Origin of the sequence: Actinokineospora terrae, assembly GCF_900111175.1 — a bacterium.
In the GTDB taxonomy this organism is placed as follows: Bacteria; Actinomycetota; Actinomycetes; order Mycobacteriales; family Pseudonocardiaceae; genus Actinokineospora; species Actinokineospora terrae.
Genome location: NZ_FOGI01000022.1, coordinates 1 through 12,268, shown reverse-complemented (window position 1 = coordinate 12,268; position 12,268 = coordinate 1). Strand labels below are relative to the sequence as shown.

13 protein-coding genes and 1 tRNA gene are annotated in these 12,268 nt (G+C 67.7%); 10 read left to right on the top strand and 4 right to left on the bottom strand.

All coding sequences use genetic code 11. The features are described 5' to 3' along the window. Positions 1-16: 16 nt before the first annotated feature. Complete coding sequence (locus tag BMY07_RS32470) at positions 17-1,363, bottom strand: M20/M25/M40 family metallo-hydrolase (RefSeq protein ID WP_245782787.1); 1,347 nt, start codon at positions 1,361-1,363, stop codon at positions 17-19. Between the two features lie 104 nt (positions 1,364-1,467). On the opposite strand from BMY07_RS32470, the gene BMY07_RS32465 reads away from it, so the two are divergent. Next, positions 1,468-1,551: transfer RNA gene (locus BMY07_RS32465), tRNA-Leu, on the top strand. A 585-nt stretch (positions 1,552-2,136) separates the two neighbouring features. Here BMY07_RS32465 and BMY07_RS32460 read toward each other — a convergent pair. After that, a complete protein-coding gene (locus BMY07_RS32460; protein WP_092787013.1) occupies positions 2,137-2,400 on the bottom strand; it encodes a DUF1883 domain-containing protein in 264 nt (87 codons plus the stop codon). Between the two features lie 563 nt (positions 2,401-2,963). On the opposite strand from BMY07_RS32460, the gene BMY07_RS33980 reads away from it, so the two are divergent. Together BMY07_RS33980 and BMY07_RS34715 are read left to right on the top strand one after the other, a co-directional pair. Beyond that, entirely contained in the window at positions 2,964-3,905 is a 942-nt protein-coding gene (locus BMY07_RS33980) for a hypothetical protein (RefSeq protein WP_143073754.1), read from the top strand. 82 nt (positions 3,906-3,987) lie between these two features. Then, positions 3,988-4,152, top strand: a complete 165-nt coding sequence (locus tag BMY07_RS34715; RefSeq protein WP_177215931.1) for a hypothetical protein — start codon at positions 3,988-3,990, stop codon at positions 4,150-4,152. A gap of 142 nt (positions 4,153-4,294) precedes the next feature. Here the strand turns inward: BMY07_RS34715 and BMY07_RS34710 are convergent, their stop codons facing one another. After that, on the bottom strand, positions 4,295-4,444 hold the full coding sequence (locus BMY07_RS34710; protein ID WP_177215930.1) for a hypothetical protein: 150 nt from the start codon (positions 4,442-4,444) through the stop codon (positions 4,295-4,297). A gap of 213 nt (positions 4,445-4,657) precedes the next feature. Between BMY07_RS34710 and BMY07_RS32455 the strand changes: the two genes are divergently transcribed. The 3 genes from BMY07_RS32455 to BMY07_RS32445 all read left to right on the top strand — a co-directional run bounded on the left by BMY07_RS32455 (position 4,658) and on the right by BMY07_RS32445 (position 6,638). Further along, positions 4,658-4,954: a hypothetical protein gene (locus tag BMY07_RS32455; protein WP_143073753.1), complete on the top strand. Its 297-nt coding sequence runs from the start codon at positions 4,658-4,660 to the stop codon at positions 4,952-4,954. 350 nt (positions 4,955-5,304) lie between these two features. After that, positions 5,305-6,168 (top strand): hypothetical protein, encoded by an 864-nt coding sequence (locus tag BMY07_RS32450; protein WP_092787009.1) that lies wholly within the window; start codon positions 5,305-5,307, stop codon positions 6,166-6,168. Then, positions 6,165-6,638, top strand: a complete 474-nt coding sequence (locus tag BMY07_RS32445) for a hypothetical protein (RefSeq protein WP_143073752.1) — start codon at positions 6,165-6,167, stop codon at positions 6,636-6,638. The genes BMY07_RS32450 and BMY07_RS32445 overlap by 4 nt, the downstream gene beginning before the upstream one ends. A gap of 171 nt (positions 6,639-6,809) precedes the next feature. Here BMY07_RS32445 and BMY07_RS32440 read toward each other — a convergent pair whose 3' ends face one another. Further along, entirely contained in the window at positions 6,810-7,085 is a 276-nt protein-coding gene (locus tag BMY07_RS32440; RefSeq protein ID WP_143073751.1) for a hypothetical protein, read from the bottom strand. A gap of 286 nt (positions 7,086-7,371) precedes the next feature. On the opposite strand from BMY07_RS32440, the gene BMY07_RS32435 reads away from it, so the two are divergent. From BMY07_RS32435 to BMY07_RS32415, 4 genes are all read left to right on the top strand, one after another. Next, complete coding sequence (locus BMY07_RS32435; protein ID WP_092787003.1) at positions 7,372-8,151, top strand: endonuclease/exonuclease/phosphatase family protein; 780 nt, start codon at positions 7,372-7,374, stop codon at positions 8,149-8,151. 1,083 nt (positions 8,152-9,234) lie between these two features. Beyond that, positions 9,235-10,446, top strand: coding sequence for a helix-turn-helix domain-containing protein (locus tag BMY07_RS32425; RefSeq protein ID WP_092786999.1), 1,212 nt, complete (start codon positions 9,235-9,237; stop codon positions 10,444-10,446). Next, on the top strand, positions 10,421-10,813 hold the full coding sequence (locus BMY07_RS32420; protein ID WP_092786997.1) for a hypothetical protein: 393 nt from the start codon (positions 10,421-10,423) through the stop codon (positions 10,811-10,813). The genes BMY07_RS32425 and BMY07_RS32420 overlap by 26 nt, the downstream gene beginning before the upstream one ends. A gap of 488 nt (positions 10,814-11,301) precedes the next feature. Next, entirely contained in the window at positions 11,302-11,886 is a 585-nt protein-coding gene (locus BMY07_RS32415) for a DddA-like double-stranded DNA deaminase toxin (RefSeq protein WP_218150860.1), read from the top strand. The last annotated feature ends 382 nt before the right edge of the window (positions 11,887-12,268 follow it).

Genomic DNA, 12,268 nt, shown 5'->3' with positions numbered 1-12,268 from the left:
CCGCCGCGGCCACGGGTCAGCTGCTGCGCAGGAAGCGGTCCAGCACCCGGGTGCCGAACTTCAGCGCGTCCACCGGCACCCGCTCGTCCACCCCGTGGAACAGCGCCGAGAAGTCCAGGTCCGCGGGCAGGCGCAACGGTGCGAAGCCGAAGCAGCGGATGCCCAGGGACTGGAACGACTTGGCATCGGTGCCGCCGGAGAGCATGTACGGCAGCGTCACCGCGCCCGGGTCCTCGGCGATGATGGACGCGGTCATGGCGTCGACCAGGGCGCCGTCGAAGGTGGTCTCGACCGAGGGGAGGTTGGTGATGTACTCGCGCTCGATGTCCGGGCCGAGGATCTCGTCCAGCTCCCGCTCGAACGCCTCCCGCCGCCCCGGCAGCACCCTGCAGTCGACCACGGCCTCGGCGACCGACGGGATCACGTTGGCCTTGTACCCGGCGTTGAGCATCGTCGGGTTGGCCGTGTCCCGCAGCGTGGCGCCGACCATGCGCGCGACGGCACCGAGCTTGGCCACCGACCCGTCGAGGTCGGCCTCGTCGAACTCCATGCCGGTGAGCTCGGTGACCGCGGCGAAGAACTCCTTCACCGAGTCGGTCAGCACGACCGGGAACTTGTGCGTCCCCAACCGGGCGACGGCCTGGGTGAGCTTGGTGACCGCGTTGTCCTCGTGCACCATCGACCCGTGCCCGGCCCGCCCCCTGGCCCGCAGCCGCAACCAGGCGATGCCCTTCTCGGCGGTCTCGATCATGTACGCCCGGACGCCGTCCTTGACGGTGATCGAGAACCCGCCCACCTCGCTGATGGCCTCGGTCGCCCCCTCGAACAGGTCGGCCCGGTTCTCCACCAGCCACTGCGCCCCGTACTCGCCCCCGGCCTCCTCATCGGCCAGGAACGCGAAGATCAGGTCCCGCGGCGGCACGATCCCGTCCCGCTTGAACCGCCGCGCGGTCGCCAGGGTCATCCCCAGCATGTCCTTCATGTCGACCGCGCCACGACCCCACACGTAGTCGTCCTGCACCGCCCCCGAGAACGGGTGCACCGACCACTCCGCCGGATCAGCGGGCACCACGTCCAGGTGCCCGTGCACCAACAACGCCCCCCGCGACGGATCCGCCCCCGCCAACCGGGCGATGACATTGCCCCGCCCCTTGGCCCCCGACTCCACGTAGGTGGTCTCGTACCCCACCTCAGCGAGCTTCTCGGCCACGTACTCCGCCGCCGCCCGCTCCCCCACCACGGTCGCCGGATCCCCGGTGTTGGTCGTATCGATCCGGATCAACTCACTGGTAAGCGCGACCGCCTCCTCCTCAGCCACCAAGGTGTCATGGGACTCGGCCAACGCACTCTTCTGCTCACTCACCCCGCCTTCCTACCACTCCCCGCCACCGGTGACAGCCCCGGTTTGGGACCGTCCCACAGCATCGGATAAGGTATGCCCACACCACGCGGGGCTGGTCCCCGCGAGTCCGGGTGGCGGAATGGCAGACGCGCTAGCTTGAGGTGCTAGTGCCCTTAACGGGCGTGGGGGTTCAAGTCCCCCCTCGGACACCGAGACGTAGCACACGTGCGACATGTTCGTGTGCATGTGGGTTAGATTAGCCGACATGGCGCCAGTTGCGCAGCGTGGTCGGCGATTTTTCGTGTCTAAGTACCGTCGGTGCAGGTCAGTGGAGGTTCAACCTGCGGAGCCAGCGACTGGCGCTGTGGCGTGTCGATGCTGACATCGGGGCGTGCGGGGCTCGAGGGTCGGCGCTCTCGCTGAGCGGATTTCGTCGTGTCGTGCCGTGAGGCGGCTAACCGCTAGGTTTCGGAACCGACGCCCCTCGGCAACCCCTGACCACGTGCCGCGCGAGTGGCGTCAGACCCCGGGGCCGGGCTCGTCAGCGGAGTGGACCCACCAGTTGGCGGCCGATACCTCGTGCTACATCGGGCTCGTCGCCGCCCACGCATCGCCACCACTGCCCCTCGACATCGCGGAACGCGAACGTGATGACCGAGTTGCCTTGGGACCCCGGCGTCCAGGGCCACACTCGGACCTACCCTGACCTGAGCCAACGTGCGAGTCGTAACGGACCCGTCGGACACCACCGCGGCACAAAGTCAGTTCTGCGGGACGATGTGTTTGCCCAGCGTTCAGTCGAAGGGTCCGTTGAGCCAGTATTTGATCCGGCCTGAGTAGCTGTCGATGACGAGGTACCAGTAGTCGTCGTAGGGCACCTCCAAGGCGACGGGGCTCGTCTCCCAAAACCCGCCGTACAGTTCATACTCGTCCCCGTCAAGGTACGCTTGGTAGTTGTCGGCATCCATGAGGCAGACCCTCGCGGTTGAGCCGCGGAGCTCCAACTCGAAGCGGGCACCACCCGCGCAAGACCCGATCTCTGTCCATATGTGTTCCATACGCCTATTTGTAGCGGTGACCGATCGACGGCGAACGCCTGGCTCGACGATACACAGTGTCGAGTGATGACCAGGAGAGTCCAGGCCGCTCGGGCAAGCGCAGACGGCTTCGGACTCCTCTCAACGGGAGCCTGCCGACGTGCCGATACCCCGGGCGCACGGCAACACCTCCTCGGCGGCGGCATGCGCTGCATCAACGCACCTGCGCCCCGTCCAGCGGAACCACGCGCGGTGCCCCAACTTTGGCAGCAGTCGCCGCCGTGCCAACACTGCCTGAGCGCCACGCAAAGTTCGCGCGCACCAGCGCCACTCAATCCCCTGCGATCACTGAGGCGCGATCGCGGTAGAGGCGATGGCCTCGTTATCTACGGCGGCCATTTAGCGACGGTCGACAGATTCGGACGAGTCAACCCAACGTTCGTCGTAGGACAATCGAGTCAATGGTCGGGTCGGCCGCGCAAAGATGACTACCAAAAGTAGGTGTCGCCCGCCACGTTGTGGGCAAAAGGGGTGACAGGAAGTCGCTCAATGACTCGAATGCCTCGACGGTATAGTCACACGGCATGGTCGATGAAAACAATGACGAAGACACGGGGCGCGGCGGACGGATTGACGCCACCTTTTCTCAGCTAGCGCGGCGCTTATTGGCGACTACGCTAGCCATAGTCATGATGTCCATCTATAGCTTTATCTCAGACACGTCTCAAATTGTATCGCTGGTTGTCGACGGTGGCCCGCAGGTAATTTGGGTCGGGTGCGTGGTAGCCGCGATGTTCGTCGGCATCATCATTGCCTGGAGGAGGCGAGCGAACAACCACACCTTTGGCTGGGCCGCTGTTCGAATGGCGACTGTCGCATTGTCGGCTTTTGTCGTTATGTTCAACGCGAACTGGATCTGGCCGGAGACTTCAGAGAATCCCGATCGCGCGCGTGTGGAAGTGGCTCCGCTAGTATCGACACCTACCTCGCAGCGTTCCGCTCCGAGTACGACGATCAGTGCCGCACCTGTCCGCACACGTGAGATGTGGGCTGCAGACATCAATGCGGTATGTCGACACCACCTCACGGAAGCGGGGATCAGCATCGACGCCATGCATCGTACTGACAACAACCTGAAGGCGCTTGCTCAAAAATACGACATCCTTGACCCTGCTCAGCGCGAGCAGTATCTCGCCGAGTTTACAAACGACATCGAGAAGATGCGGACCTCGATGACATCCTTGAATATGGCATACCTGGTCATTAATGACAGTGCCGCTAGTATCGCTTTACCGAGTAATGCGTCCGACAGAAGTGCTGCACAGAGCTGGCGAGAGCGGTACAAAAATCGCGCGCACATGTTTTCCGGGCTTCTGGAATCGTTTGACGAGTTCCTGCAAGAGGAAGGCCGATTGTCGCAGGCGTGGAGCCTAATAAAAACCGCCGGAAGTTCCCAGACTTTCGGCTACGTCAACGACGATGTACTTAACGAAGGGGAGAATATCGGAATCGTCTCGTGCCCGTAGCTCGTGCGATCGACAATGCAGCTGCCAATTCGGCCACGCCCCGTCGTCCGCAAGAGGGCGGTCGGAACCACTAGATGAAAGCGTGCGCACGCACGCGCAGCACGAGATCGGCGGTGGCGGCTGTGACCCCGTCATCGATCTCGCCGTGGCAACGGAACCGCTGATCGGCCGTACGTCGATGAGCCCGGGAACGGTGCGCGGGTCGAACTCGGCCACGGCGGTGGCGGCGGTGCCGATGAATGCGTAGAGTCCTGCCACGGCTCGCTGGGGGTCGCCGCTGGCGGTTGTGGCGACCAGGCAGAGAGTCGCCTCGGCGGTGATTCGGGAGGGTTGCGTCGGCCGGGCGCCAGGGCCACGGGTTCGATCTCAGTTTCGACCCTGTCGCCGAATCACACGCCGTTGATGCGGGCAAGCCTGCCGGGATCGGCGTAGGCGACCTGTGTTCCGGTGGTGTCGAACGTGGCCTTGAGGGGGTCGAACAGGGCGATTGTCGTGGTGTGGCACGGCGGGTCGCTCAGCCGAAGGCGGCGCTGACGCACCAGCGGTCGAGCACGGCGTTGACCTCGGGCAAGCTCGTGGGCCGCCAGGGGCCGCCCGCCTGTGCCAGGTTGGTCTGTCCGAGTTCGGTGGTGACGTCGTCGACCGTTTGTCGAATGCCGCCCCGGGGGTGCAAGAGCTGTCGATCACCGGATCAGCGAGGATCGGTACCCCCGCCGCCACTCGTGGCGGCCGACGGCAGGGAGTACCGACCGATGACATTCCAGCCGGCCGCCCTTGAGGCGTGGAACGAGGCCCTGCACGCCAAACCGGGCTCGGTGTTCGCCACGCCCGACCAGTTCCGCGACGTGGTCCACCAGAACCGCGTGCGCGGGTTGGTCAAGCTCGTTCTGGTCGAGGCGCTCGCCGACGCGGCCGACGCGGACGGGGTGCTCGCGGATTTCGACCAAGAGGAGTTTTTCACCGCGCACTTGGCTCCCGAGCTGGCCGACACCGACGCTGGGGAACAGTTCATCGCGGCGTCTACGACCGGTTCACCGCGATGGCGATGATGGACTACCTGTCCTCGCTGGCGGTCGACGACGGGTTGCTGGCCAACCGCGGTAAGGGTGACTCCCACGACTACCGCCTCACCCTGCCGCCCGACATGCGCCGGGGCTGACCTGGCCGCGCACCTCACGCTGCACTGGGCACGCCGGGAGCCGTGTGCAGGACGGCCGGTGCCGGGTCGATGTTCCGCTCGATGGGGTGACGGGGGCATGTGGGTGTGCTTCGCGTGCAGGCTCGTCCTCCACCATGCGGTGCCATGTCCAAGACTCGGGGAACGCGCCGCGGCGGTCTGGCGGCCGAACGCGCTAGGCGGCAGCGTGCCGGGCGGAATCGGCCCATAGCGCGCGTCGGCGTGCTGGTCACCGACGTCCTATCCGCTCGGGGCTGGGTCGAGGAGGCCGATACCAGCCTGTGGGTCTTTCCCCCGTCCGCGATTGCCGATGCCCAGCGGTTCCCGGACACCCTGACGGCCACCAAGATCGGCATCACCGGGCGGGCCGCGGTCGTGATGCTCGCCGGGTTCTTCCTAGGCGACACGGTCGCGGCGAACCCGCTGGTCGACGCCTCCACCGCACTGGCGCGGCGTACCCGTGACGACTGGCTGGTGGATCGCCTGAAGGAGATCGAGGCGTGGCGGCACGGGCGTGATCTACTGGCCAGCGCGATCTCCGAACCGCACGACGTCCTTACCGGGCGCGGCTGGGGCCTGCCTGCCGCCGGAGACCGGACCGCGATGGATGGGCTGCTGGTCGAGCCCGAAGCCGAATGGGTCTACCCCGCGCCGGGTGCGGTGTCCGGTCCGGGCATGGTTCCGGCGCGCGTCACGATCAGCTTCCATGGCATCCACACCACGGGCAGGGGCGGGCGCGGCGGATGCGCGCTGCACAGCCCCTCCGCGCCGCGCGGTCCCTTGCTCCCCGGCGGGCAGGGAGTTCGGCAGCCGCGCGGATTGCTCCAGGACATCGAGAACGGCCATCTCGGCCTCGACGACCTTTCCGAGTGCGGCGACCGCACGCGGGCGGGCCGGCTCTGCTCGGCCGCCCGGGTTGTCGAACACGCCGACGGCGTGGAGGAGCGCGACCTCGCTGGCGGGGTGTGCACTGCGGACGAGCACGAACTGGTGGGCAAGGACTGCTTCGAGGTCGCCCCGGCCGTACTGGCCCACGACTGCGGGGCCTGCTGGTCCTCCGGGACCACCGGCCCGGTCGGTACGTGACGACGCGCCGACCGTGGAACAGCGGCCGGGCGGTGGGCTCGCCGGTCGAGTGGTCTCTGCGGCGGGACACCCTGAAGAACGCCTTCGACCCGTTGGTGCGCCCGATCCTCGCGGCCCAACCGTTCCGCTACTACGACGAGGCCAGCATGGTCAGGCACCTGGAGCGCGTGCTGGCGAACGCAGGCATCCCCACCACCCGCGAGGCCCGACTGAGGATCTTCGGGCGAATCGACCTGCGCACAACTGGCCGCTGGCCGGTCGGCATCGAGGTGAAGGCACGGGACAACGGCCGCTACGCCATCGAACAGCAGCTCGCCTGCTACGCCCGGTCCGGCCTGCTGCACGGGCTGATCCTCGTCACCGCCGTCGAGCGACACCTCCGACTGGGGGACATCGGCCTCGGTCTGGCGTTCCTGGTGGTCCACCTTTCCGGCGCGGTGCGGGCGCCGACGCTGGCGACACGACTGTGAGGACCAGCGCGAGCCCTGTCGGACCACGGGCGCGATGCTGAACCAGGTGCGGATGTCACGACGGAGGTTCGCATCAGACCATGTGGGTCTGATAAACGAGCACGTCGATGTTCTGGCCCTCGATCCAGACAGTTCACCGCGTTCTCAGCTATTGATGTCGAGCGTTGGTCGTCACGCCGCGATGCGGAGCAGGGCGACCTGGTGGGCGAGGTCGCGGACGTCGCCATGGTCGGCGTGGCTGCGGGCTTCCTCTTGGAGGGGCGCGAGGTGATCAAGCAGTCGGGTCGAGATGTACGGGGAAGGCTCCACAACATCGCCCGCCCGGTCATCCCGGCGATCACCGCCAACGCACCCGCGCCGCAGCAACCTCGACCCCACCACCACGACCCGACCTGCCACCACAGCACCGACCACCACAACGACTCGAACACCCACCAGGGAACCCATCCCCCCCGCCGTGCCCACCCAACACCATCTGCTGACCACCATGACCGCGTCCCCGGTGGGGGAATCCCGGCCATGCCCTGCTCTTCCCCCGATCGGCGGGCTCACCCGACCGAGGGTCGCCGCAGCGCGCCCGAGCGGTGCGGTAAGGGTGCTGTGGGTGAGCGGTCGGGCCCCGATGTGGTGAGAACCCACTGCGTCCGGCGGAGCGCGCCTGGGAAACGTTGTGGGACACAGAAGCAGTGGCCACGCTGGGCGGGCACGAATCCGTCGGTGTGGGGAGACCAGGATGCGGTACAGGTGGAGAACCGGTGTGGTCGGCGCGGTGCTGGCGGTGGTGGCCGGGGTCTGCGGCGCGGTCACGGCCTCCGCTGATCCCAACGCCTACACCTACGCCACCTGGAACATGCAGGGCAGCAACAACGACAAGTGGGCCGACGGAGTCAAGGACCTCGCCGAGGACTACGACATCGTGGCCTTGCAGGAACCCGGCACGCTGGGGTTCATCGACAACACTCCCCTGTTCGACTCCTGCGGCACCGCCACCAAGGGCGGGCGCCCCGCCCGACGCTGCCGCTGGAACGACGGCGACGACTACAAACGCGTTGTCTACTTCGTTGCCATCCACGACGGCAAGAACAACCTGGCCCTGGTCGTCGACCCCGACACCGTCAACGTCACCGGCTGGGACTACCTGCCCACCCGCCAAACCGCCACTTTCGACAACGGCGACCGCGGACTGCTCCAACTACGGCTGTCCACCGGCGACACCGTCTACAGCGCCCACATGAGTGCCGACCCCCTCGGGTTCAACGTCGGCTACCTCCTCGCCGCCGCCCGCACCGCAGGCGGCACCTGGCTCGTCCTCGGCGACTACAACCTCACCCCACCCAAAACCAAGCCCGCGTTGCAAGGCACCGAAACCGCCTACGCCCCCACCCAGCCCACCCACGGCACCCACATCTACGACTACCTCATCACCTCCCGCACACTGGCCACCACCTTCACCACCACCCGCCTATCCACCCACGGCAGCGACCACCACGCCGTCGCCTTCGGCAACCCCTGACCAAATGCGCTGCGGGTGATGGGCGCTGGGCATCCGCCAGATCCGGCCTCGGACCGCTCCGCGTGCGGAGTGCGCGGCATGGACTACACCCGGGACTTCCACGCCCGGCGGGCGATCGAGGAGCATCTCCGTGAGCAGCTGCGCCTGGTCCTCGACGCCGCACGAGAGCACCTAGACCACCCCGCGGCCCTGCGCTGGTGCCCACACCCCACCTGTCAGTCCTCCATACCCTGGGCAGCACACCGGATAACCACGCCCAAGACGTCAGGCATCCTCTGCAGGGTGTGAACGACGAGCTCGGGCGACGTAGTCACTGGACATGGACTGTCGGGGATTCGCCGTAGGTGGCCGTCGCGGTGCGTGGCGGGTTGCTTCCCGTGGTCCAGAGCGGCTGGTTGACAGGGGCGGCCGAGCGTTCGCACGACGGATCGGGTCCCGGGGGATACCCGGGGTTACCCCCGGTCCGTCGTGCGGCGGTGGGGCAGACCGCGCCAACGGTGCTGCCCCGGGGGCGTCTCGGAAGGCTTGTCCGGACCTGACCCGTGATTGCCCGACCCATGAACACCTGCCTTTCCCAGACGGTCCATGAAACCCGCCCTAGTAGACGTTCGCGTGGATCTGTCCCTATTCGGGAGAATCCAGCGGCTACGCGGCAAGTTTCCTCGGAAAGCGTCATTCGCGGCAGCGCATTAAGGTTGACAGTTCGCGGACACTACCCTGACAAAGTCGAACCCGCATGTCAGACAGCACATCAAGCGCTCGTCTGGTACGCAGGTCATACGGATCGGTACGCCAGCCGGACGTCCCGGCTCACGTTCCGGCCATAGCGGAACGCCACCACGAGAAAGGCTGATTTCCGCCAGGCCGCTCGGATCGAGTGGTTCATTTCCGGGATTTCCCGCGCCGACGGAGATGTTGTTCTTGGACTTGGATAGGGGCAAAATGCACGGTGGGGGACTCTCATTTCATCTGCTCGCCCGCGCCAACGGGCGAGCAGATGACCGAGGGTCCCCGCGCGGGTGGGCCCGGCAGGGCGCGCCCGGTGGACCTGACCCGTGACTGCCCGACCCCTGGACGCCTGCCGTGAACAAGCACACCCCGCAACCGTCGCCCGCCCCCGGCGGGCTCGACGGCGCCCGTGCCCGGCGCCCGATCGACCCGACCGCCGGTCCCCGGTTGACCGAGCTGGTCCTGGCGCTGCGCCGCCGCCGTGATCACCTCGGGTACAGCCTGGACCGGTTGTCGCACCACACCGGGATCTCCACTAGCACGCTGCATCTGGCCGAGTCCGGGCAGGCGATGCCCACCCGGGCGACCCTCACCCGCGGCTACGAACCCGGCTGCGACCGCGAGCAGGTCGCCGAGCTGCGCCGGTTGTGGTCGGCCGCCAAGGCCGAGCAACAACAGCTGCCCACAGACGCCGCCCCCGAGGACATCCGCGACCTGCCCGGCTTCGGCCGCCAACTCGCCGCGCTGCTGCTGGCCACCCTCGGCACCACCTCCCGACGCCGCATCGCCGAGCGCACCGGGATACCGAACACCACCGTGCAGCGCGCCCTGGCCTGCGTCGACGGCCCGCCCACCGCCACGGTGCTGCGGGCCCTGCTCGCCGCCGCCAAGGCCCTTCCCGACCTCGACCGCTGGCTCACCGCTCGGGGTCGCCTGCTCGGCGAGCCCGCCACCAGCGTCGTGTCGGAGGACAACGTCATCGTCGACAGCCGCATCTCCCGGGGACACCACCCCGGAAGCCGCGGTCTACCCGCCGCCGGGGGTGACCCCGCGCCCCGACCGATCACCGTGGTGATCCCCACCCCCGACCGCCACACCCTCGAGGTCAACACCACCCTGCTCACCGACAGGATCCGCGACCACCTGGCCAAGCTCTGCCAGGGAACCGGCGTCCACGCCGTGGACCTGCGCCTCGACGCCGTCCTGCTCGCCGTGTGCGACATCCCACCCGGCCTGGACACCCACACCACGCGCACCGCCCTGTGCAAAGCCCTGCTCAATACCGCGGAAGAGTTCCCCGAGAACGTGATCCTGCCCGCTCTGGTCGCCCTCAACCTCGGCAACGCGACAGCCGGAGGCCGCTCGTACCGCAGGCAGCGCTTCGACACCCTCACCGGCCGCCTCGACGCACTGGCCGACCACATCGAACGCGAAGCCCGCACCGCCCGACGCCGCGCCAACGACTCCCTGCTCCGACTCGCCCAAGCCCTCACCGCCGCCTACCTCACCCGCACCACCCACCAGGACGGAGGCGACGCCCATGCGCAATGCGCCGCCCACCGCTGACCCCACCCCCGAACCCGAACCCGGCCACGGCCCCCGGGCGAAGGAATGGCGGGAGATCATCGACGGCTGGGTCACCAAGGACTCCATCCGCCGCGACGCCATCATCACCGCCGCGATCATCCTGACCATCCTCATCACAGGCATCGCCACCGCAGCCAACGCCCTACCTCTCGGCGCCATCACCCACTGGCTCACCACCACCCTGCCCGGCTGGATCACCAGCGGCGGCGTCCTCACCGCGAGCGGCGCCACCCTCCACCACCGCCGCAAACACCGACACCTCCCCACCAACACCCCCACCCCGCCCGCCGACACCACACCCCCACCCGACACCCACAACAGCGGCGACGACCCGGTGCAACCGTGATCCCCACCCCGCACGATGGTGGAGAAGCCAGGCCGCCCACGCGGCCAACCCAGGCGCGGCGGAAGGGAAGCCAGACACACGGTCGTTCGCGCCCGGAATGATGTGGTCGGCGAAGGCGCCGGGGACACGAGACGATCTCGGCCGCGTCGGCGATGATCACGGCGACGGGCCAAAGGCGGTGAAGGAGGCGCGGTATCGATGGCCGACGACACCGAACGCGACCACGCCGGGGCGTCACGCTCCCGGTGGTGGCTCACCCCAGGCTCCGCATCGTCGCGGCCGGATGCGCGACAGTCACCTCCAGTGCTGATCAGACCGCGACGCCCACGCGTGCCGATCGACGACGGCACGCGGCGGGCGATCACCTCCTCGTTCCGATGACCCGCCCCCAAGGCGGGACATCCATCAACGCGCATGTCGCTCGCCTCGCCGCACTTGGCATAACGGCCGAACGCGCACACGCGATAGTGGTCGCACTCGCCGACGAGGTGACCGCTGTCCTGGCCGACGTCGAGCACCTGCTGGGCGACGCCGCGCGGGCCACAGCCATCCATCACGCGCTGGGCGACGCCGAGCAGCACCTGCGCGACCTCGACAACCTGATCGATCTCCTCGAGGAACGTCTGCGCGCCGCGGTCCGCCACCACGGCGGCGCTCTCGTCCCGGCACGCACCACACCACCTGGCAAGCCCACCGCGCCGTCATCCGCTGACTGGCTCACCAGTGCCCGCGCGGAACTGCCCGCCGACGTCGTCACCGTTGATCAGCGTGAACCCGGGGCCCCGACGCCTAAGACCCACGGCCGGTGGGTCGCCGACGACGGCCTCGTCCACGCCGAGACCAGCGGCAAGGACGACAAGTACACCGCCGCGGTGGACTACTTCCGCTCCCTGCCCGGGCGCAGGGTCCCGCTGCGCGCCCCCGACGTCGAGATGAAACTGGCCGTCCACATGCGACTCAACGGCATCACCACCGCCACCCTGGTGATCAACCACGTCCCCTGCTTGCGACACGATGTCGCATGCGTCAAGTGGATGCACCGATATGGAGGTCTGATTATGTCGGAGGTGTAGTCCCGGCTTTGTGTCCAACAAGCTGTCCCCGCTTTCGACGTGCGTTGCTGGTAACGGCAGGGTGCGAAGCTCGAATGGAAGCCGAAGGGTTCCTGTTCCATCCGGGAGCTACGGGCGAGGGGAAGGTCGGACGGGTGAATGCAGTGAACCCTCAGTGATGCCGCGTTAGGTGGACCCTCGCCGGTGGGAGATATCAGGCGGGGTATAGGGCTGGCCGTTGAGAAGCGGCAGGTGCCGGTCATGGAGCAAGGGTTGACCGGGTGGACATCACCGCCCCGCGGTCCAGGGGGCACCCACCCCGACCGTTTCTTGCGCATGTGGAACGTGGTAACCCCGTCGAGGTCCATGAGGACTCCCTCGTGGTAGGCCGACCGCGAGGGAA